Source organism: Gilliamella sp. Nev3-1 (assembly GCF_001690435.1).
Lineage (GTDB): Bacteria > Pseudomonadota > Gammaproteobacteria > Enterobacterales > Orbaceae > Gilliamella > Gilliamella apicola_C.
Map to the genome: position 1 here is coordinate 13971 of NZ_LZHN01000057.1, position 23531 is coordinate 37501.

Annotated in this window: 19 protein-coding genes, 1 tRNA gene and 1 pseudogene; 16 read left to right on the top strand and 5 right to left on the bottom strand. The window is 33.0% G+C overall.

Translation table 11 applies throughout. The annotated features are described in order from the left end of the window. The first annotated feature begins 9 nt into the window (after positions 1–9). The 11 genes from A9G40_RS08140 to A9G40_RS08190 all read left to right on the top strand — a co-directional run bounded on the left by A9G40_RS08140 (position 10) and on the right by A9G40_RS08190 (position 9286). Positions 10–252 (top strand): zinc ribbon domain-containing protein, encoded by a 243-nt coding sequence (locus tag A9G40_RS08140; protein ID WP_065567530.1) that lies wholly within the window; start codon positions 10–12, stop codon positions 250–252. Positions 253–352: 100 nt separating this feature from the next. After that, positions 353–439, top strand: a tRNA-Leu gene (locus A9G40_RS08145). A 510-nt stretch (positions 440–949) separates the two neighbouring features. Continuing rightward, a complete protein-coding gene (locus tag A9G40_RS08150; protein ID WP_065582638.1) occupies positions 950–1885 on the top strand; it encodes a WYL domain-containing protein in 936 nt (311 codons plus the stop codon). 66 nt (positions 1886–1951) lie between these two features. Beyond that, the gene (locus A9G40_RS08155) at positions 1952–3046 is read left to right on the top strand and encodes a chemotaxis protein (protein WP_065582639.1); all 1095 of its coding nucleotides are present in this window, start codon (positions 1952–1954) and stop codon (positions 3044–3046) included. A gap of 285 nt (positions 3047–3331) precedes the next feature. Further along, the gene (locus A9G40_RS08160; protein ID WP_218057984.1) at positions 3332–4921 is read left to right on the top strand and encodes a hypothetical protein; all 1590 of its coding nucleotides are present in this window, start codon (positions 3332–3334) and stop codon (positions 4919–4921) included. Beyond that, the gene (locus A9G40_RS08165; protein ID WP_218057985.1) at positions 4903–5184 is read left to right on the top strand and encodes a YkgJ family cysteine cluster protein; all 282 of its coding nucleotides are present in this window, start codon (positions 4903–4905) and stop codon (positions 5182–5184) included. The genes A9G40_RS08160 and A9G40_RS08165 overlap by 19 nt, the downstream gene beginning before the upstream one ends. A 109-nt stretch (positions 5185–5293) precedes the next feature. Then, on the top strand, positions 5294–6097 hold the full coding sequence (locus A9G40_RS08170) for a DUF3944 domain-containing protein (RefSeq protein ID WP_065582641.1): 804 nt from the start codon (positions 5294–5296) through the stop codon (positions 6095–6097). A 70-nt stretch (positions 6098–6167) separates the two neighbouring features. Beyond that, entirely contained in the window at positions 6168–6377 is a 210-nt protein-coding gene (locus tag A9G40_RS08175; protein ID WP_065582642.1) for a hypothetical protein, read from the top strand. Positions 6378–7053: 676 nt separating this feature from the next. Beyond that, positions 7054–7281 carry an integrase core domain-containing protein gene (locus A9G40_RS14325; RefSeq protein ID WP_081302203.1) on the top strand — a complete coding sequence of 76 codons (228 nt, stop codon included), beginning with the start codon at positions 7054–7056 and terminating at the stop codon, positions 7279–7281. A gap of 1024 nt (positions 7282–8305) precedes the next feature. Next, positions 8306–8572 (top strand): helix-turn-helix domain-containing protein, encoded by a 267-nt coding sequence (locus tag A9G40_RS08185; RefSeq protein ID WP_065582644.1) that lies wholly within the window; start codon positions 8306–8308, stop codon positions 8570–8572. Positions 8573–8671: 99 nt separating this feature from the next. Beyond that, on the top strand, positions 8672–9286 hold the full coding sequence (locus A9G40_RS08190) for a hypothetical protein (RefSeq protein WP_065582645.1): 615 nt from the start codon (positions 8672–8674) through the stop codon (positions 9284–9286). Between the two features lie 248 nt (positions 9287–9534). Here A9G40_RS08190 and A9G40_RS08195 read toward each other — a convergent pair whose 3' ends face one another. The 3 genes from A9G40_RS08195 to cmoA all read right to left on the bottom strand — a co-directional run bounded on the left by A9G40_RS08195 (position 9535) and on the right by cmoA (position 17851). Next, complete coding sequence (locus A9G40_RS08195; RefSeq protein WP_065582646.1) at positions 9535–15510, bottom strand: alpha-2-macroglobulin family protein; 5976 nt, start codon at positions 15508–15510, stop codon at positions 9535–9537. 604 nt (positions 15511–16114) lie between these two features. Beyond that, on the bottom strand, positions 16115–17083 hold the full coding sequence (gene cmoB / locus A9G40_RS08200; RefSeq protein WP_065582647.1) for a tRNA 5-methoxyuridine(34)/uridine 5-oxyacetic acid(34) synthase CmoB: 969 nt from the start codon (positions 17081–17083) through the stop codon (positions 16115–16117). 36 nt (positions 17084–17119) lie between these two features. Continuing rightward, positions 17120–17851, bottom strand: a complete 732-nt coding sequence (gene cmoA, locus A9G40_RS08205; RefSeq protein WP_065582648.1) for a carboxy-S-adenosyl-L-methionine synthase CmoA — start codon at positions 17849–17851, stop codon at positions 17120–17122. Positions 17852–17923: 72 nt separating this feature from the next. Between cmoA and A9G40_RS08210 the strand changes: the two genes are divergently transcribed. Then, entirely contained in the window at positions 17924–19078 is a 1155-nt protein-coding gene (locus A9G40_RS08210) for a metallophosphoesterase (protein ID WP_065582649.1), read from the top strand. A 24-nt stretch (positions 19079–19102) separates the two neighbouring features. Continuing rightward, on the top strand, positions 19103–20185 hold the full coding sequence (gene rnd / locus A9G40_RS08215; protein ID WP_065582650.1) for a ribonuclease D: 1083 nt from the start codon (positions 19103–19105) through the stop codon (positions 20183–20185). A 31-nt stretch (positions 20186–20216) separates the two neighbouring features. On the opposite strand, the pseudogene A9G40_RS15310 reads toward rnd, so the two are convergent. Both A9G40_RS15310 and mtnN read right to left on the bottom strand, forming a co-directional pair. Beyond that, positions 20217–20839, bottom strand: a pseudogene (locus tag A9G40_RS15310) (TRIC cation channel family protein). Then, complete coding sequence (gene mtnN, locus A9G40_RS08225; RefSeq protein ID WP_065582651.1) at positions 20836–21528, bottom strand: 5'-methylthioadenosine/S-adenosylhomocysteine nucleosidase; 693 nt, start codon at positions 21526–21528, stop codon at positions 20836–20838. The pseudogene A9G40_RS15310 and the gene mtnN overlap by 4 nt, the downstream one beginning before the upstream one ends. A 74-nt stretch (positions 21529–21602) precedes the next feature. Here mtnN and A9G40_RS08230 point away from each other — a divergent pair, with 74 nt between their 5' ends. The 3 genes from A9G40_RS08230 to A9G40_RS14725 are packed head-to-tail and all read left to right on the top strand — an operon-like array spanning position 21603 to position 23498. Further along, a complete protein-coding gene (locus tag A9G40_RS08230) occupies positions 21603–22394 on the top strand; it encodes an SDR family oxidoreductase (protein ID WP_065582652.1) in 792 nt (263 codons plus the stop codon). A gap of 27 nt (positions 22395–22421) precedes the next feature. After that, the gene (locus A9G40_RS08235; RefSeq protein ID WP_065566975.1) at positions 22422–23291 is read left to right on the top strand and encodes a co-chaperone YbbN; all 870 of its coding nucleotides are present in this window, start codon (positions 22422–22424) and stop codon (positions 23289–23291) included. 12 nt (positions 23292–23303) lie between these two features. Then, the gene (locus A9G40_RS14725) at positions 23304–23498 is read left to right on the top strand and encodes a hypothetical protein (protein WP_075538717.1); all 195 of its coding nucleotides are present in this window, start codon (positions 23304–23306) and stop codon (positions 23496–23498) included. The last annotated feature ends 33 nt before the right edge of the window (positions 23499–23531 follow it).

Consider the following 23531-nt stretch of genomic DNA (forward strand, 5'->3'; position numbering starts at 1 on the left):
ATCTAAAACATGAAAATGTGTATTGCCTGTGGCATGCCAATGACCGCAATTAGTGACTATCCGCTACTTGATATGTCGAAAAGTTATTGTAAGCATTGTGCTCATAAAGACGGCACAATGAAAACATTTGACGAAAAATGGTATGAAGTTGCATTACAATATGCCAATAATCACAATGTAGATAAAGCCGTAGCTAAACAAACAGCTTATATCATTCTTAAAAAATTACCTGCTTGGAAACGTAAGTGGTAGCTTGTTTTTTAGGCAAATGAAATGCCTTACAGCTAATATCTGTTGGCAGATATAGTAAAGCTCAGTATAATGCCAACGTTTACTTGTTTTCACGTTTAGTGCCAGTGTGGCGAAATTGGTAGACGCAGCGGATTCAAAATCCGCCGCCCTTAAAAGCGTGTCGGTTCGAGTCCGACCACTGGCACCAATTTTCTAGAAAGAGCACCAGCTAAAAGCTGGTTTTTTTACGTCTAATGCTGGCTCAAGACAGAATTAGACAATTCTAGCTTGTCAACCCAATTAACCTCTGCTAACTAACCTCACTAATGTGGGTTATGTCGTAGTCATGAAGCTGATCAAAAAACTTCTAAATTATCTTAAGCAGCGATTGTTATTATCCTAAAAGAACAATCGCGTTTTAAAATATGTTTAGATTTGCCTATTAGCATTGATCAAGAATTGATCGGTGATAGCGATCAATAACCAAAAATTGATCGAAATAAACAATATGACATTTTCCCGTAATTCACTAATAATCGATTTAAAAGTAATGATTCCTTTTTTAAAAAATTCTTTTTTTATTCCGTAGTTTGGAAAAACAATTTGTTAATTTAATACTATATTTAATGAAGGTGTATATTGCCTTATAAAAATTAACTGTTAAAAGAAAAAGCACAATATTGCGATTTGATAAGGGATCACGATAGGTAAATAGAAAATGGCACGAAAAAAAGATCCAAATGTTAGTGCAGGACAAAAGTTGTTGAAAATGTATCACATTTTACTATCAGAAAATAAGCCTCATTACCAATCAGATTTGGTGAAAGCTCTTAATTGTTCTCCTCAAACAGTTATTCGGTTAGCGTTTGAAATAGAACAAGCTAATCCAGAATGTTTTCAAACTGGTACAGAAAAAAATCGTCGCTGGTATCGCCTGCAGGCTAGGCATAAAAATACACTTGGGTTAGATTATCAAGAGTTGCAATATCTTAGTATATGTCAAGAGCTATCAAAACCATTTCTTCCAGAAGAAGTGATAAAACGTATTGATAAAATATTACTACAATTTTCTATGCTGTTATTAGAGTCTGATTCAGCCAAATGCTCACCAATGAGCAAATCGATTGTTTTTTTGAGTAAAGGTCAAATTGATTATACAGAAAAACTTGATCTAATTGAAAACATATTAAACTGTATTGAAAAACAATTCTTTTGTCATATTCATTATATCGCTAGTGATAGTAAAGAAGGTAAAAGCTATTATTTTGTACCCCAAAAATTAATTGCAATGAATAATGCGCTATATGTTTATGGTGCAATTACAAATAATATCGCGACAGAATTAGTACACACAATTTGTTTAGCTATTCATCGAATAAAAAAATTAGATCTAATTAAGCAAACTACATCTATTTCAATATCATCGCTCAATATAAACACATTCGGTTTGCCATGGCACGAGCCCCGAACTTTTTCTATTAAATTTACAAAAGATGCAGCTAATTATGTTAAAGAACGAATTTGGTGTCATGGGCAAAAGATTGAACAAATTGATAATGGTGAAATCATTCTTACCGTCACCACTTCGAGTGAACCAGAATTGAAAGCTTGGGTTCGCAGTTTTGGCAAAAAAGCGACGATAATTACAAATTAATTTTTTACAGTAATACAAATAATGAAATACCTTTTAATAAACATAACTTTTAAATGAGGAAATAAAATGCCAATACCTTTTATTATTGCTGGTGCAGCCGCAGTTGCCGCTGCTGTGGGTGGAAAAAAAGCATACGATGGATATCAAACAAAATCAGAGGCCGATGACATTATTGAACGAGCCAAAAGTAGATATGCGGTTAGAGAAAAACAACTAAAAAATGTCTCTGAATCTACAGAAGAAAAATTACAAAATTTAGGTGAATTAGAGCTAAAGATCGGTGAATCTTTTGGCGAATTTAAGACGATATCCCAAGAATTATTAAATAAATTGAATCAAGACAGTGATAAGGATATACAACTATCAATTCCAGAATATAAATTGAAAAAAATTGAACAATTAGCTTTATCTGCTATGGACTTTTTAGGTACGGCTGTTGCATCAGGCGCAGCTGGTGCTGCAGCAAGTTTTGCCGTTTATAGTGGTGTAATGGCTTTTGCTGCAGCATCGACAGGCACTCCAGTTGCTGCTTTATCAGGCGCCGCTGCTTATAACGCAACAATGGCTGCTATTGGTGGTGGTGCGCTTTCTGCTGGTGGTTTGGGAATGGCTGGTGGAGCTATGATTTTAGGTGCGGCAGCAGCAGCTCCAGCTCTGCTTATTGCTGGTTGGGCTTATGCAAGCCATGCTGAAAAAGCATTAGAAAATGCAAAAAAAGCTAGAAAAGAAGTTGATGAAGCAATTAAAAAAATGGATTTAAGTGAAAACTATTTGCAAAGTACAAATGGTTATGTTGAAAAAATCCATTCTTTATTAGACACAATTAATAAAACGTTTAACGTGTATTTTTGTAAATTAAAAAAACTGCATGAAAAAATAGTAATAAATGGTGGTGAAAAGGTAGCAAATGCCTTGTCTGAAAAAAGTCTTAGGATTATTCATAACGGTTATTTATTAGCAGCGCTTATGACAGATATTATTAGTACTCCTCTTTTTGTTCTTAAAGAAGCATCTTCAGATGGCGCTATAGAGATAGAAGTTGATGAAAACGGGTTCAATGTTATCAATCAAGAAGGTTTAGATAGTGTTTTATGTGATAAATATGATGAATATAGCAACTTCAAAAATGAGAATGACGAAACAGATTTTATGATTTTGTAAAATTTAGATTTATGTTGTGGTTGCAGATGAGATTTATAACGATATAGGTTGGGTTTAGCTAAATTATTATGATCTGCTCTGCTCATTATTAATGACAGTAGTAACTTATATTTTATCAATGAAACATTAAATAAGTTTAAAAAACTCTCCCAGTGGGAGAGTTTTTCAACGCTTAAAAAGTGAATTAAAAATGAAAGATAATCAAGTTACTGTTGGAAAAGTAATGGGTAGCTCAAAAACAGCCGGCTGTATAAAAATTTTAATAAATCTTTTTAAAAGAGATTAATGATGAGAGATAAAACAATGACCAAAACAAAAATGGATTGGTGTGAAGCGTTACATAATACCGTTGTCAAATCGTTAGTTACTTCATTTGGTTTAGATTTTTTGTTATTCAAAGACAGGGTTGGTGGTGATGTCGATACTATTCATAATGCACGCAAAAATATTTATGCCACAGATAAAGAAAAACAAAAGTATGAAAACCTTGAGCAGTATGATTCACATGCATATCATTCTCATGAAAATTATATTAAGGCAAATAGGCAAGGAAAAAAAGATCATCAAGCAAATATCTTAAAAGATGCCTATACAGGCGAAATATTTGGTCAAAATGATAAAAAAAACCTAGATCATGTTATTGCTGCAAATGAAATTCACCACGATAAAGGTCGAGTTTTAGCCGGATTATCAGGAACTGATCTTGCTAATGACAGTAGTAATTTATATTTCACCAATGAAACATTAAATAAATCTAAAAAAGCAAGCTCAATGACTGAGTTTGTTGATAAGTTAAAAAATGAACAAGCTCAAACTATACAAGAAATAGCTGAATTAAAACAGAAACCTTTGTTAACTGATCAAGAAAAAAATAGGCTTAAAAAATTAGAAAATAGAGAAAAAGCAAACTTTGACAAAATGCTTGAGATAGATAAAAAGGCTCGGGCCAAATATGAAAGGACTGTCAATATTGCCTATTACACTAGTAGTAAATTTGCTATAAATGTCGCTGGTCAGTCAGTAATATCTGGTTTTAAAATGGGTACTAGGCAGATGCTCGGGCTTATTCTTGCCGAAGCGTGGTTTGAACTACGAGATCAGTTCCCAGCAATTTATGAAAATAATAAAAATAAATTTTCGATTTCAAATTTTCTAGTTGATGTTTGCGATGTTTTTAAAGCTATATGGGATCGTATAAAAATTAAATTTTGTGATTTTTTAAATTCTTTTAAAGATGGCGCTATTAGTGGTGCACTATCCAGTGTGACAACAACTATTACAAATATTTTCTTCACAACCCAAAAAACGCTGGGAAAAATGATTCGTGAAATGTGGGGACATATAACTCAAGCTATTAAATTAATCTTTTTTAACCCAAATTCATTATCTTTAGGTGAATTAGTCAAAGAAACATGCAAAATTATAAGTTCAGGAATTTCTATTATTTGCGGTACATTGATTTATAGTTCATGCGCACAATTATTTTCCTTCCCATTTGGCGCTGAATTATCCGCATTTTGTAGCGCTGTGGCTACTGGTATTTTAACATTAGCATTTAATCATTATCTTGAACAGGGGGATTTATTTAAAAAAATCTGGGCATTTCTCGATAGATTTAAAGATAACTATCAAAAAACATTATGTTTTTTTAGAGAGGCAAATGCAGAATTAGATGCTTACTTAAAAAAATTTGCAGAGCTAGAGTTCAATTTAAATACACAACAATTGGAGACATTTACATTACATCTCACCGCGACTAATAATGAGCTAGAACGAAGTTTCATTCTAAAAGAAGAAATAGAACGAAGAAAAATTGAATTGCCTTTTGAGGCAGCAAATATGGCATCAGTAGTTTCATGGTTGGAATCATTATGAATGCGGCACCATTTCCTTGTTATCAATGTGGGACATGTTGTTGCAATGTTAATCGGGCGCAAGAAACCCAACATCTTGATAATGGTAATGGGACTTGTTTCTATTACGACCATCAAACCAAATTATGTACTATTTACGAAGACAGACCAGAAATTTGCCGTGTAGATAAACAATACCAACTCAATTATAAAGATAAATATAGTTGGGTAGAGTTTGTCGAAATGAATATGATTGCGTGCAAAGTATTAAATTCAAAGGGGTAGCTAAACTAATTTATAGTTAAATGAAGCGAGAAAATATTTTCAAATTCCGTATGAAGGAATTTGTTATTGATATAGTGTTTATCATTATAAATAAGTGAGGAAAATATTAATGGCTGTTTATAGGGAAGATTCGGATTTAACGTTTTTAAAAAAATGCAGTAATGAGGATTTAGAATTATTAGTTTCTATATTAACAATTGATCCTAATGATAACACCTCTCGGTTTACTGAAACATTAACAAGCGATACAAGCTATAAACGCTATTACCCTAATCATCAATTATATTGGAAATCTATTGCAGCCGAGCTTCAAACATTTGGTGCCAATTCTGGAATGACCCTATTAAGGCAAGGGAAAGGGGTATGCTATCGTGAAATATTAATTGATGTATGTGATAAAACTAAAATCAATTTAAATGAGCCACCGTCGTTTTTTATTGAAAAAATTGAAAATGTTTTATTAAATTCACTTCTCAAGCAATCATTAGAAAATATGGAACAGCATGAGCTTAAAAAACTAGCAGCTGAACTAGGCCATATCAATCTTCACCTTCCACCAGCTGTGCTAATGCTAAGTATTCAAAAATCAATAATGTCTAACCCATTAATATGGAATAGCTTGATTTTTAGCATGTTAGGAAACTTAGGCTTTAAAATAGGAAATATAATGGCAACGATGTTTACAATTATTCCTAGGCTTCATCCAATATTGGCGGCATTAACAGGACCTATTGGTTTAGCAATAAGTAATTTATGGTTACTGTCTGATATTGCTGGCCCTGCTTATCGTGTAACAATTCCCGCTTGTTTATATGTAGCGGTATTAAGAAAAAAACATAACGACTCCAACATAATTGATCAACTATTAAGAAATGGTGGAAATATTAAAAAGTTTATGGGAAAAAGCTTTTAATAAACCTTTTTATGTTTTTTTAAACAGAAATAGTTATTTACCAATAAAACGAAATAATAAGGAGCTAAATATGCCAATTTTTAAATTAATTAGTGTAGGAACTGGACTTTTATTAACCACAGTAGCCATATATAAAGCACAAGATAAAATTGCAGAAGAATGTGAAAAAGATGAAGATCTTAAATCTATCAAAACAGAAAGTAGGGTATTAGCAGGTTTTATAACATCTATCGTTATAGGTGGAGGCATCAACAAGGTCATCAATCGTACTTTTAATTAATTATTATAGGATAAAAATACTATGAAGAAGTTTATTTATTCAATTTTATTATTTACTTTTTTATGCAATACGTCTAGTGCAACTACAAGTAAATATTCATTTTAAAAAAATATCGTTGAAGATAGTAATGGGCGATTTATTGAATATAAAACACAACTTAATGATCAATTCAGTTTTTCACTTTTTGTTGATACAAAAAATGAAACTGTAATACCTATCATCATCTCTAATAATTTAAAAAGATATCAAGCAGTAAATGTGGAATTGTGTGAAGAGGAAACGGATAATTGCGGGCGAGCCCCAATATATGGTGATTTTTTAAATGAGTTTGTTGATAAAATTAATACATAAATAGTATGTATGGAGTATAGAGTTTATTGATAAAGATCAATTAATTTCAACTGGCACAATGCCCATACCCCAACTAGGAGATTTATCTAGTTATGCTGATATTGATGAAACGGATTTTGATGGATTTCTCCCATCTATTATTTGGCAACCAGATGTTAAGGCATATAAATAAAATATTACACTGCTAGTGAGTTTGCCGGCAAGAAGCATTACCCGTTACTTAGATAAGCTAGCCGAACATCATGGGGTTTCATTAAAAATACGGGCCGATAATGGGGCAGAATTTACAGGAAAAACTTTTATAAACTAGGCTAAATCACATGATATAGTCATTGATTATATAGAGTCAGGTAGCCTTTATCAAAATGGCTATATTGAACGATTTAATCGTACCTATCGCACTGAAGTGCTCGATTTATATCTATTTAATAATCTAGAACAAGTAAGAAAGGTAACCGAAGAATGGCTAACCATTTATAACACCGAAAGACCGCATGAGGCATTAAATAACATGACACCGATTGAGTATAAAACACTAAAACAAGCAGCATGATTTTCTACATGAGTTGTGTACTATGTTTAGGGTATTTATGCAATTTTTGCTGTAAATACAATCATATAGCCCGCTTTTTGTTTCTTTTTTTACTTGATTTTATGCTTGAAGTAATTCATCGTCTGATAATGTCGCCATGTTCATCTGTGTCACCTTTTGGAGTTAGTTTCTTTTTTAAATCCAGCTCTTCACATAGTGCGAAAGCATCAATAATTGGTTGCAATTGTTGCAACCTTTTTTTAGATCACCCATTTCTCTATCGGTCAAATTGTCGTAATTCATATCCCACGTGTGGGTAAATTGACTATCTACGTTATAAATCGTTGTTGTGCACTGTTCGATGCTCTAATCAATAAGTAACAACCGTTTTGATTTAGTTTTAAATTGTTAAACGTTGATCTGGCTAAACTGCGCTTACTGCTTAATATTTGGTGAAACTTACGCAATAGACTGAGTGGATTAATTGCTTGAGTGCTTTGTGTTACATTCATCTTCATCACCTATTAATGGTTGATGCAACTTAATTATTTTACTGTTCGACTTCTTAACCCAGACCCTCGGGGGGGGTTGATTGATTTGAATATAAATTATTTTCGAAACGCCGGCGTATTTCGAACTTAAATAGACTGCGTAGCTCATTATTCCACTCCTTTAATGTCATTTGTTAGATTGCCGTTAAAACCACGGCAACCCTCAATAGTGAGAGCGACCATATTACTCAAAAACGTTTCTCTGCTTGTTTTACCCACTTTACTGTTTTTTTTGCGGATCGGGAACTCGTCTCTTTGAATTTTGTTTTTAACTGACGCTATAGGTATACCCGTCAGTTCAGCAAATTTTTGTGTAGTAACAAAAGGGACTTGTGGTGCTATTGCAATTTTTGGAATTATGGTTAATAATCCTATATTTAAACTTATTGATGTTTATTGGTGCTTGCTTTACGTCCGATTTGTTATGTTTTTTGGATTGCCATAGCACATTGTTGTGTTTCAATAACAATTTGTTAATATTTTTGAGGTTATAAATGGAATATGATTCAAATATTCGAAATATTATTGAACGCATCATGATTGCTTATGAAAAAACAATAAAAGGAATTGCAGATCTAATGAATGCCTCAGCGAGCGTAATAGGGAACAGGATCCACAGGAGTGCGTTTCCACATGATCTTGTCTTGAGTTGTATTGTGGATACAGGAATAAATCCGCAATGGCTTTGTACGGGCGAGAGCGCTCCGACATTGACCGCATCAAATAGAAAAAATCAATTGGTGTTACAAATGAAGCATTAGAAAAATTAGAACGTATTGCAACACGAAAAAGCCGTGGTGCTATTATTGATAAAGAATCTAATGTATTAAAGACTAAATTGATTTGATAGGAAATAAATAATGTCTACAAAAAAATCTAAGATCACAGTGAAAAAGGTTTTTATTTTTAGTTTAATAATTTTTGCCACCTATATCATTACTTTTCCTAAAGACGATTCACCACCTAATTCAATTATGGTTACTTTAGGTGGTGTTTCTCTTTGTTCACTTGCTATTTGTGGTTTAATTTTGTTAGGCCGAGCAATCTTCGGACAAGGCAACAGAAATGGACGAATTGAAAAATGTAGGGCTTGTTGTTGTACTAAAAAAGCTTCAGTTCAAACTGCTTCACATAACTATTCAAACTATACCGATAATAATGAATACGAACAGAAAGAACAAGATTTTGAAAAATTTAAAAATAGCTTAACCACAATTTGGAGTTCAGGCTTATTTTCAATTTCATTTGAATATTCCGATGGCAAAAGAGAGTTATTATTAGATAAAGTGCAAATAAACTCATATAACGAAGTTTATTTTTCTGGTTACTGTTTTGACAGCAACGATGAACGTACATTTAAAACAGACTGCTTGGAATCTTATATTGAATATGCAGAAAAAGCATACAGCCCACGCCGCTTTTTAACCGAAGCCCTTGGGTTGGATTTGGAGTATGTTAAAGAGTTGAGAGTTTAATTAAAAACTAGCTTTATTCTAATAGCTGGAAAACTTGAAAGAAAAGGGGGCGATTACTGATGATGAGTATCAGCTATTGCAAGGTAGTATATTAAAGAAAAACTAAATTTAATTATCGAAAAAGGAAAAAATTTTAGCTAGGCTAAAAAGCTATGTTTCAAAACATAGCTTTTTTTATATATTCAATATATATTGAAAAAACGGGCTTAAGCCCGTTTGGAAAATGGATAAGTAGTTGTAAAACTATTCTACGGAATGATACTTATTTTTTGCCCACCTTTTGATACGGCTTGAATATCACGATCATACATTGCTTCACCAAATGCAGGTGGAATGCTATAGATTCCTACATTAGTTGCTTTTATTTGATAAGTGAATTCTTGTATTTTATTATTATAAGTTGAACCATAAATAATAACACGATCTTCACGTACATCTGTATATTCAGGATACCAAGTGTGTTTTCCTGTTTTTATACTAATTGGTGAAACCCAGCCATAATTTTCATCATAATCATCTTCTTCATAGTCATCATATTCTTCATTATCTTGAATATATTCGTCATAATCTTTTTCCTGAGAATTTATTGGTTGTTGTACTACTTCAAAACCACCTGGTAGTAAATCAACGATGGCAATATTAGTTGCACCTTCATCTGCTAGTGCTCGGATTCTAACTGTTACGTTAATTTTATCGCCAAGTTTGACTTGTTCAAGAGGTTTGCCATCAAGATCAGTAAATTCACGATATACTTCAAGCCCCCGTTTAATTGGCTCTTTAGGGATATCTTTGTCATAACCTTGTTCAAACAACATATACCAAACAGGTAAGCTTGATTTATTAGTTAGGCTTAATTGTGCATCTTGATCATTAAACTTACCTTTAGCTAAAATTCCACTTAAATTTGCAATAATTCTTTGTTTTTCTCCATCTTTTGATATTGCATTAATTTCAAGAGTATCTTTAGATAAATTTGATTGTTCAATGCTCTGCGAATAACTACTTAAAGCCAATATTGTCATTGCAGCTGATTGAGTAGTATATTTTTGTTTATTCAGCATGATAACCATATTTTCTAATGCTTGTGCAGGAATATCTTTTGCTTTTTCAGGGAAATGTTTGCTAATTAAATAGATTTTTCCTGCATTAACGACTAATGGATCATAATAGTTGTTTAGCCACCAAGCACGATCATATGCAGCTTCTAATTGTTGCCAAATAGGTTTGATTAATTTATTTGCTTCTTTATCCATCTTTAACATTTTATAAGATGAAGCTAAATACATTGCTGTTATACCTTTTTTCCATGAATCATCTTTTCGATTAAGATTGCTAATGGTAGAGGCTAAATAGCTTGTTGTAACTTGATTTTGCCTTGTTAATAAGTAGATGGCATAAGCACGGACTCTTAAACCATAAGTACTAGTATCACTAGATTCAGCAATTGTTTGCAAATATTTATTAGCATTATCAAGCATTTTTGGGGGAACTTGATAGCCCATTTCTTTTGCTTCAAGCATAAAGTTTACTGCATATAATGTAATAAATGGATCAACATTATAAGTTGAGTACCATAAACCAATTGCACCTTCACTATTTTGGCGAGATTGCAGCACTTGGAATAATTCTGATAATGGAGCTATTCCTTCTTTTGAAGCCAGATCAAAATCACGATATTTACTCGCTATTAAAACAGGAATTGCACGGCTTACAATCTGTTCAGAACAGTAGTGTGGGTAATCCTGCAAATAGGTACTTAGGCCTTTACTTAGTATAAATGGTGAATAAGATGCAGCAGCTTCACGTTTACTTAAGTTACTATACATGTTTCTAAAATCAGTAAACGTTTGTTTATGATCTGCCATTCTTCCCATTTTGGTAATTAATCTGTATTCAGTTAATGGTCTTATTGAAAGGCTAATATCACGAGTAATTGTTATATCATTATAGTTGGCGGAAAAGTGAAGATCGCCATTACCAAGTTTATCTGTTGCTTTAAAGTTAAATTTTAAAACCCCATCTCTGCCACTAGCCAATTCAATGGTTTTTTTATTATCACTCGTGATTAATAGGTTAGGAGTGGTTGAAACTTTAACATTAATAGGAATTGTTTTATCACCAATATTTTCAATAAGATTAGTTACGTTTAGGGAAACTTCAAACTCATCATTTGGTGCAGCAAAATATGGAGCGTTAGGTTGCAAAACAATATCATTATGTACTGTTGTTGACATTTGAGTATGTCCCATTGTTTTGTCACCAACCGATACTGCCATGATACGAATTTTTCCATTAAAATAATCAGGCACTTTATATTCAACGGTTTTATCTCCATCGACATCGATAATACCTGACCAATAAGCTATTGGTTCATCTATTTTCCGTTTAAATGGATTTAAATGATTTGATAAGACATCATCATTATCACCATCACCACCGGGTGCTGAAACTGTTATTAAATGTCGAAATTCTGGCAATATAAGATCTAGAATTTGCGAAGTTCTTACAGATAGTGCTTTTTTGCGTAAGAAGCTATTTAATGGATCTTTCAGTTTATAATTTGAAACTTGCAAAATCCCTTCGTCTACGGCAAATACAACTGCTTTTTGTGGCGTATTTGTGTGTATTGTAATTGATAGTGTATCTCCTGGTTTTATTAGTGATGGTGCTTGTAATACGATTTTATCGTTAAATTGATCATTTGAAATTTTGAAAGGTATAACACCGTAACTAAGTGGACTCATAAAAATTTCATCTGAATTTGGATCACGAATAAATTGGACATTAATATAACCATTACCACCAATGTCTTTTGGTAGGGTTATTTTTTGTATTGAGCTTGTTGTATCTGTGTGGAACCACTTCCAAGCATACACTTTGTCACGCTCAATAGTAATAATACCGCTACCTACATAAGGAGCTGTGATTGAGACTTCTATTTCATCACCTGGATTATATTGTGTGTCTTTAATTTTTAATGAAAGCTCCGCATTACGGTCTAAATTACGAGTAACATTCGCTTTACCTACAATAGAATATTTACCTTGGTAAAGTAATTCGTCATTATTATTTTTGATTTGAATAATATAATTACCAGGATTTTTACTATCTAATTTATATCTAGTTTTATCCTGATTAATCTTAAATGGTTGTTCAGATAGAACCGATTCTTTACGGCGTGATTCATATTTATAAACTCCTGAAGATTGTCTAACTAATACCGATAGATATTTTTCTTCAATTAAAATGAGTTTTAGATCAGATAACTCTATTTTTTCTAAAGTCGGATTTATCGCTATAAAATCAATATGACGGACTGAATCTCTGTTAATATATCTTAAATTGCCATCCGCTTTTGCACCGACTAAATAATCATTTGGTGATATAAAGGTGCTTGCAGTTGTCGCAACGCTTCGTCCACTATCAGGCTCAAAAACATCGGTTAACATTCTTAGCGTGTAGTTTCCTTCAAAGCTTTGTATATTGTCATTGAGATTGAGTTTTACTATACCGTTTTCATCTGTTGTTTTTTCATCTAATTCAACTTTAAAACTATTTCTTTCACCAGAAATATTTTGGTAGAAATAGTAATCTTCATATTTTTTGAAATAAGGTGTTGATGGTTCAAGAATTAATGTATTTGTGACTCGACGATTAGTTGCATCAGTACCGATTAGGTTTTTGGCTTTAATCTCAGCTTGGATATTTTCAGGTTTTAACCAACCATCTTTTATTTCTGGCAATAATTTAAGAGAAACAGCAGTTTTATCTGGTTCAAATTCACGAACTACAACCGAACTTGAGCCTAATAGGATTCGCGATTCATCATCATCATTTTTTAAATATAAATTAATATACCAATCACCAGTAGGGGATTCATAGTTAGTTTTATAGCTAAGTTCATTAAATCCTGATTTGTCCAGTACAATTGGTTTTTTTAGTACTAAATTGGATTTCGGATCGTAAATTTCCGCTTCTACAGAAACTCCTGCCAATGAATTAGTCCATTTTTGTGCTCTTACGATAGTACCGATATGAAATGTGTCACCAGGGCGATAAACTCCTCGATCTGAAAAGATATGAGCTCGTAATTCTCCTCCTTCGATAGTTTCACGAATACCGCCGATATCAAAACGAGATAGATTTAAATTCCTTTCATAACTTTTAATTGGTAAAAATGATAGGTCACGGCCTTTTTCAACAACGTATAAAAGTGGTTTGATGCCTTGATAATATTCAGACAATGGAGCAAAACGGACATGTCCATCGCTATCAGTCATTTTAGACGTAATTGTGACCCCATTCATTCCAAGTACAGAAACTTTCGCACCATTAATTGGTTTGCCAGAGCTTATTGATTGAATAAAGAGATCATTGGATTGATCGAGCGACTTTTTGGCTATAATACCTAAATCGGTAACAACAATAAAGCGAGAAGCTATAAACTTATATTTAGCGTCTTTTTTGTCTTTTCCATAAAGTCTTAATAAGAAAACACCACGATTTTTATTGCCATTTGTATTGGCTGTTAAGTAACGAGTTAAGTCGACATTTGTGTATTTAATTTCTTCTGGAGCACCTTTAAAATTTTCAGTCACTGTGTATTTTTCCACAAAATGATCATTATTAAGCTCTCCAAAATCCATATCTGTAAATTCATAGTTTGTATTAAATGCCACCAAATGTTGAAGTTGCGATGGTATAACGCGATCTATTTCTAGCTTCATATTTTCTACGTTGCGCGAAACGATAGGTAGTTTCTTCTCACCTGATAGGGATAACAGCGATCCTTTTGCCGCAAAATCAAGATAGGTTGGGTAGTTAGGCACGGTTAATACTTGGTGATACTGTTCTTTTAGAAAGTAACCATCTTGAGACGATAAAGGTTGATTAACTTCAATATATAACTCAGAATTTTGTTCTGTTTTAAATTCAAAACTAATTTGGTTTTGATAAGTAAGTTCAGTATCAATTGGCTTTATTGATAAAGGTATGGCTTTTTTGAGTATTTCTGGCGTTACATTGAATTTTGTTTCATAACGGTAAGAATTGTCGTTGTAATATCGTTCCTTATATGAGCGACCTTGATTTTCAGGTAATTTCCAGACTTTAATAGCTTTCGATACATCCTCTGATTTAACCGCATGGCTTAATGATAAAATTAATACTTGTTGTATTTTTTCATTACTTTTTTCAACTAGGGTAAGCTCTGTTTTGGTAACGCTTAAATGATATTTATCGGGTATATTTATTGTACTTGTTATATCAGAATCTATTGGTCTTCCTTTTAACGTTGAAGTAACACCTTTATTAATTGTTATTTTCAAATAACCGGCTTTATCAAGCAAAGGAATAGGTGCGCTTTTTACATAGGCAATTTTGTCATTATTTCCATAGGTAACGGTAAAATTGATGTTTTTTAAGAAGTTATTATTTTCATAAAGCGATAAAATGATGTTTTTCTCAAAACTTTCTCTATCAACAGAATGGCTAAATTCGATTGTATTAATAACATTTCTAGTATTAAGTTGTGTTGGATCTGAATAAAGTTCACCATGATTTCTGAAATTATAATTAAAACCAGGTGAAAAAAAAGTTTTATGGCTTTCTTTAAGCTTACTATTTTCAGTTAATAATTTTTCCTGATCTAGTTCAATAGTATATTCAGTGTCAAGTGGCCATGTTGTATTTTGGGGCGTAAAAATTAGGGTTGAATCGTTCTGCCATTTCCATCGCCCCTCAATATTTGGTGAAATGGAAATACCTTCAGTTATTTCTGCTTTATTAAGTGATTCTAGCGGAACAGGAGAACGAAGTGAGTCAGTAATAAATTTAATCGATAAACTGTCTTGATTTGTAGTCGGAGCACTCAATTTAGGATAATAGGTACTAACAACAATAGAAGCTGGCTCAATTGGTTTAGGACGGTTTAAATACCAATGATAAGTATAATTACCAGAAAAATAAGCAATGAACCCAAAAATAATACTTGCACCAATTAAGGTTTTTATTTTATTTAATGCTGAACCAATTCTATTATAAAATGCTTTTGCATTAGGTAACCAGCTGGGTGTTGACCATTTTATATCGCCAATAATTGGGCTAAATAACCAAAAAATACCTTTTATTAAAACCAATAAAAAAATGATAAAATAGCTAATTATTTCCTCAATTTTTTGCAAAATATAAAAAGGTAGCTGCAAGATTAGTTTAAGCAATCCCATTGTTTATTCCCTATTTTTAATATGTAATTTTTGAAATTAATTTATTATGTTTAAACATTTATTTTTCTGAAAACTTTTATAAATTTTCTGACAGTTTATTTTTTATAATGAGCGATAATTTCCAGAAAATCTTTATATAGTATAATTATATGAATGAAAAATCTACTTGTAATATACCTAATTGTTTGAGTTAAATATAAATATTCAGCGCACATTAGCTAACTTTTTATTTTTACAAACCATTTAAGCTGAAATTTTAAGCCAATTTAAATGAATAAGTGATAAGAGGAATTTTAATAGAACAATAATTGAGTGAGATGATTATAGACATTAGATATGATCGTAAGTACGTCATACATTTAAAATATGATAATCTTATCTTAGGTAATAAGATTACATATTGCTATCATAAAGCTGGTCGGTAGCCAACCAACTTTCTTTTAATTTAATAATATGTTAGAGAATTTTACAAAGTGTTTTGCATTGGATAACTGTATATTCTTCATCAAAATGTAATAAGCTAGCCACTCTTGTTTTAGGTTATTTTTACACATTTAACTGTAATGTTATATTACAGCTGTGGCTACCTTTATACTGATTTATCTTATTTTTTAGCGATAAAAACAGCCCGCATTGGCGCAGGGTATCCTTCAATGGTTTTGGTTGGATCACCAGGAGCTAAAAAATCAGCAAGCGAATCCGATTCCATCCATTCAGTTTTGCGTTGTTCATCTAAGCTAGTTTGTGAAATGTCGATCACTTTTATATCCGAAAAACCACATTTATTAAGCCAATTAATCATGGTTGGAACCGATGGAATAAAGTAGACATTACGCATTTGTGCATAGCGATCACCTGGCATTAATGCTTGATGTTGATCCCCATCAATAATTAAAGTTTCCAGAATTAATTGGCCTCCTTCAACTAGCTGATCTTTTAATTGGAATAAATGATCAAGTGGAGACCTACGATGGTATAAAACTCCCATTGAAAATACCGTATCAAAAGCATTAAGTTTAGGGAGTTGCTCAATGCCTAAAGGCAATAAATGCGCTCTTTGATCGTTGCCAAGAAGTTTACGAATAGCTTCAAATTGGCATAGATAAAGCGCCATTGGATCAATTCCAACAGCCAGTTTTGCGCCTGCACCAATCATTCGCCATAAATGATAACCACTATTGCAACCTACATCTAAGACAATTTTTCCTTTTAGGCTATCGATATGATTAATTAGGCGCTCCCATTTCCAATCAGAACGCCATTCAGTATCAATATCGATACCATATAAGTGAAAAGGGCCTTTACGCCATGGCATCATGGTTTTCAGTAGTTGGGTAATTCGTTGTTGCTCGCCTGAAGATATAGGATATTCACTATTGACAGTTACACTATGCAGTAAATCAATTTGAAAAGGGGCCTTAGATGGTAAGTGTTTAATACTATTTAGCCATTGATTGAAGCGGTTATCGCTATTTTGTCTTTGCCAATTTGCGAGCTGAGCTGGCAACACTTCTAGCCAGTGGCTAAGTTTATTTTTTGCAATAATTTGGTAAAAATCACCAAAATCAATCATTTTTTCATCCTTATCAGTTGCGCTGAAATTAATTGGCTATTTTATGGCAATAATAGATCCAAAATTAAAACATTGAAACCATGTATCAATATGTCTAAAACCTGCTTCAGATAGTCGCTGTTTATGCTTTTGGATTGTATCTGTTAGCATGACGTTTTCTAACATATTACGTTTTTGACTGATTTCAAGTTCACTATAGCCATTAGCACGTTTAAAATCATGATGCATATTAAATAACAATTCATCGACTGTTGTATCGCTAAAGCTAAATTTTTCCGAGAGCACTAAAATACCATTAGGTTTCAGTGCGTTATAGATATTATTCAAAACACGTTGGCGTTTTTTTGGGGTTAAAAACTGTAAAGTGAAATTGAGCACCACCATTGATGCATTTTGCATATTGATGTTGCAAATATCATCACATATTATATCCACAGGTGTATTGGATTTATAAGACTCAATATGCCTTTTACAGCGTTCAACCATAGGTTGGGAGTTATCGACTGCGATAATCTGGCAATTTTCTTGAGTAATATGACGACGAATAGATAATGTAGCAGCGCCTAATGAGCAACCCAAATCATAAATTGTTGAATTGGGTTGTACAAATCGTTCAGCTAACATACCGATCATTGATATTATATTAGAATAACCAGGAACAGAACGTTGCACCATATCAGGAAAAACTTCTGCAACTTTATCATCAAACGTCCAATCGCCTAGTTTATCAATCGGTGTTGAGAACAATTGGTCTTTTTTAATATTCATAAAACTAATTGGTACTATAGAAATTAATTTTGTTATTATAGCATTTTTTTATATTCAACTGCTCGGATAATTATGGGGTTTGTCAATTTTATTACTATTTTTATAGTATTTGTGGTTAGTGTTTTAGCAACTATCTATCTGGGAAAACGATGGCTGTTTTGGTTTGATTTTTATATCACAGGTTGTTGTCGGTTTATTTATTGGATTGTTGTTTTTATAGCGGGACTATCGCTCATTTTTTTAAAAATAGTGAATAGTATTTCAACTTATTGGTTACCTTTGTTTTGTAATATTATTACTGGCTTAATAATTTGTTGCTTTTTTGTATTGCTTATTTTTGATACTGTACGTTGGCTAAGTAAAAAACAAGTAAAACCTAATCTATGGCTTAAAATTGCATATATCGTTATAGTAGTATTATTATTTTGCTTTGGTCACGAAATGGCAATTAACCCCAAGATTGTTTATTATCAGGTTAAGATAAATAAACCAGCTAATACCGAACATTTACGTATTGTACAGCTTTCTGATATTCATATTAATGAGTTAACTACACACCAATTTATTCAACAAATGGTTGATGATGTCAATAAGCTTAATGCTGATTTTATTGTTATTACTGGAGATACATTGGATAAACGCTTAAAACCTTTTATCCAAAATGATTTTGATCTGCAATTTCGACAATTAAAAGCTAAATATGGTACTTATGTCATATTCGGTAATCATGAGTATTTAGCGACAAATGAAGTAAATAACCGAGAAGAAGATATTATTGACGCTTTTAGGCAAGCTGGTATGAAAGTCTTAAAGGATGATATTATTTCTTTTGATGATTTAGGTATCACGATAGTTGGCCGAGACGATTTTTCTTCATTTCTCTATGATGTGAAACGGGCATCATTGTCCGATTTGATTATGTTTACTGATACCAATACACCAATTATTTTACTCGATCATCAACCCAAAGATCTTAATGAACCAGCAGAATTAGGTGTTGATTTGATGATTTCTGGACATACCCATGCAGGACAAATATTTCCGATCAATCTCATTGAAAAATTAATGTATAAAAATACCTATGGTTTGTACCAAAATCAAGATCATCATTTTACTAGTATTGTCAGTAGTGGGTATGGGTTTTGGGGGCCACCAATTCGCCTAATGACACGTTCTGAGATTGTAGTAATTGATGTAGAATTTGATAAAAGCATACACAAAGAATAAACATATTTTAATAGGAGTTTGATTTTGCCTTATCAACTTATTGTAACTAATGATCAGTTAGCTGATTATTGTTCAAAAATTGAAAATAGCTCAGCAATTGCTTTAGATACTGAATTTGTTCGGACTCGAACTTTTTATCCTCACTTAGGACTATTACAAGTGTTTGATGGCAAATATGCTGCGTTAATTGATCCTATTAATATTACTGATTGGCAACCTTTTTTAGTGATGTTAAATGATCCTAAAATTGAAAAATATTTTCATTCGTGCAGTGAGGATATCGAAGTCTTTCTTCATCATTTTGGTATTGTGCCAGCTCCAATTATCGATAGCCAAATATTAGCTTCTTTTTTAGATAATCCTTTAAGTAGTGGTTATGCTAGCTTGATAAAAAAATATTTAGAAGTTGAGCTTGATAAGAGTGAAACCCGAACAGATTGGTTAAAACGGCCCTTAACTGAAAAGCAGTGTAACTATGCTATTAACGATGTATTATACCTTTTTCCATTAATCAACATCTTAAAGGAAAAATTAACTACTAATCATTATTTACAAGCAGCTTATCAAGAGTGTCAAATGGCAGTAGATCGGAAATGTGAAATTATAGATCCAAACGATGCTTATTTAAACATTAAAAATAGTTGGCAACTGAAAGGTAAAAGTTTAGGGCAATTGTATAAATTAGCGAGTTGGCGATACAAACTGGCCAAAGAGCAAGATATTGCTTTAAATTTTGTGATTCGTGAAGAAGTATTATGGAAAATAGCTCGTTACTTGCCCACTTCATTAGCTGAACTTGACAAGCTAGGTGTAAAGGGGAAGGAAATTCGGTTATATGGGCAAGCAATTTTAGATATTTTAGCGGCCCCTACACCCGAAATTTCAACTATCTGTCGAGTGAATAGTTACCCCGATTATAAAAAAATTACCGAAGAACTAAAACAAGCAGCACAGACTATTTCTTTAAAAACAAAGCTTAATGAGGATTTATTGCTTTCTCGGCGTTTAATTAATCAGTATGTAAAATGGAAAGTAGACAAAAAGGGCAATGAGCCTGAATTATTAACAGGCTGGCGTAAATCTCTATTTAAACAATATTGCTCTTAATTATTGGTTGTGTGTAAGCTTAATTTGAGCTTTAAATATTTCTTAATCCAATAATAGGTAAAGCGAGTTTACGATAAATAGCCAATAATCGAATAATAAGCGTGATAATAATACCAATCAATGTTGAATATTCCAATGGGAGTTTTAGTGCATTATAGGTGATAACATGAGCTATACCGCCAATTAAGCAAGCCGTAGCATAGATGTCGGTTTTAAATACCATTGGAATATCTCGATAGCACATCTCTAAGAATACCGCCACCAACACCCGTCATTACTCCATACACACAGCTCTAAGCTGTTTACATTAGAGTCAATGGCTTTATTCACATCGATGCCTACAAATACCGCAAGCCCGATAGCATCTAATACAGAAAATAACCATTTAGGTATCGTGATTGAAGGTGAATAACGTAATAAAAGCATTGTCACTAACGAGGTAACGATAGCAACATACAAATCAGTCGAATCAGAGATCCAAAAGATTGGTCCATGATTTAAAACTATATCGCGAATGGTGCCACCACCAATGGCGGTGATGACAGCTAAAACTAAAGCGCCAATGGGGTCCATCTCTTTTTTGGCTGCTAATAATACGCCAGAAATAGCAAATACAATAGTCCCTAATATGTCAAACCAGAAAAGATAATTCACGCAAGCTCACTTAGCATTGCTTCAACTATCAACGACGATTGTTTTGCGGCTAATTTTAAAAAGGCTTGAAAATCAACAGCAGATTCACTATCTCCATTATCTGAAATAGCTCGAACAACGACAAATGGTACTTTAAATAACCAACAAACATGCCCAATGGCAGCTGCTTCCATTTCAACAGCAATGGCATGAGGGAAAGTTTGTTTTATTCTTGCCAAATTGCTTTTACCATTGATAAATGCATCGCCACTACCAATAGAGCCTTCAATTGCATTAACGCTGTGTTTTTCGATACAATTTTTAGCTAATGATTGGTATTTAGGCTCTGCGGCAAATGCCACAGGGCAACCAGACATTTGCCCTGGTTTGTAGCCAAAAGCGGTTAAATCAACATCATGGTAAAAAACATCTTTTGAAACAATAATATCACCAATATTGAGGCTAGAAGATAGCCCGCCAGCCGACCCTGTATTGATAACGGCATCAACTTTATAATTGTTTAATAATAATGTTGTTCCTGATGCTGCAGCGACTTTACCAATACCTGATTGCAGTAACACAATGTCACAGCCCGCAATTTGCCCACAGTGAAAATCACAACCTAAATAGTGCTCAACATGATAATTGGTGATTTTACTTTTTAAAATGGCGACTTCTTCTTCCATGGCTGCAATAATGGCGATTTTCATACGATCCTCTGGGCTTTTGGGTAACTTTAATTTAGATGTGCTATCATAATTTGAGAAGATAAATTTGACAATATATGAATCAATCGGAGCTGAAATTGCGAACAATTTTTATCACAGGGTGCTCAAGTGGAATAGGGCTTATTTCGGCAATTGCATTAAAAAAACGCGGTTATCGTGTTATAGCGTCGTGTCGAAAATTATCAGATCAGCAAAAACTTATCGAGCAAGGGTTTGAAACAGTGTTGCTTGATCTTGATAATCCAGAATCAGTTAAACAAGCTGCCCAAACGGTTATAGCCTTAACAGAAGGTAAATTATATGCGTTATTTAATAATGCCGGTTTTGGTGTTTATGGACGATTAAACACGATCAGCCGTGAACAATTAGAATCTCAATTCTCTACGAATTTTTTTGGTGTACATCAGTTGACGCAATTATTACTTCCTGCCATGCTGGCACAAAATGAAGGGCGTATTATTCAAACAAGTTCTATTGTTGGAATAGTTGCAACGCCTGGGCGAGGGGCTTATTCAGCGAGTAAATATGCATTAGAAGCGTGGTCTGATGTATTAAGGCTGGAATTGGCTAAGACCAATATCAAGGTTTGTTTAATTGAGCCAGGACCATTAAAAACTTACTTTTCGAATAATGTTAATCAGGTTGAAAAGGAAAAAATTGTAAAAAATCCGCCTATAGCTAAACGGTTCACTTTACCGCCTGAAGCCATTTTACCTTATTTATATCATGCGTTAGAGCACGCTAAGCCAAAAATCCGTTACAGGGTAACAAAAATAACTAAGATAGCAGCTATTGCTAAACGTTTGCTTCCTGATAGATTAATGGATAAAATTCTAAACAACAAGTAATAACCGATCATATCCCTAGGACATAATATGCAAAATCAATTTATTTTTGATGTTAATGAGCAAAATATTCAAGAGGTGATTGAACGATCATCTCAATCTCCCGTGTTGTTTTATTTTTGGTCAGCAAGAAGTCCAAATTATGAGGCGATGACTCAAATATTAACTAAATTAGCTAATCAACATCATGGGCAATTTATTTTAGCGAGTGTTAACTGTGATGAGCAACAAATGCTCGCAGCTCAATTTGGATTACGAGCGATCCCAACCGTTTACTTATTTCAAAATGGGCAACCTGTTGATGGATTTCAGGGGCCACAACCTGAGGAAGCAATTAATGATTTTCTAAAAAAAGTGCTGCCGAATGAGGATGAACTTAAGTTAGTTGAAGCACAAAATTTATTTAATGAAAAAAAATATCAAGAAGCTTTGCCTTTATTAAAAGAGACGTGGAAATCGTTAACTGACCATCTAGGTAAGCCAAGAACTGATATTGCACTATTGTTGATAAAAGCGTATATACAATTAAAACAATTAAGCGAAGCAAAAGAAGTGCTTGCAACCATCCCTTTGCAAGATCAAGGTGCTGATTATCATAGTTTGCAAGCAGAGATCGAACTGCTTGAACAAGCGGCTAATTCGCCAGAGCTTCAGCAGTTACAAAATCAACTAGCCAAGCAACCAGGCAATATTGAACTTATGATTCAATTAGCGTCACAATTAATGTCGGTAGGCCGCCATGAGGAAGCACTTGAATTGCTTTTTAACCCATTAACTAAAGATCTTAATGCTGGTGACGGACAGTTAAAAAAAGCGTTACTTGATTTACTTGCAGCACTAGGTACAAGTAATCCACTAGCAAGCGGTTATCGACGCAAGTTATACACATTATTGTATTAAAAACTAAGCGCTATGAAATTTAAATTAGAACGAATTTTTAAGAGATTGCTGATAATGTTGTTAAGTACAAATCAGGGGACTGCAATTTCCTGTGCTGCTTATATTAAATCTCTGAAAAAAGATATACATAGAAGTAAAATAGATGAGTTAAATAAAAAGTTAGCGCAAAAAAACGCTAATATAAATATTATAGATAGAGATTTATAAAATGGGGAGATTCAACAATAACATATTGTTGAA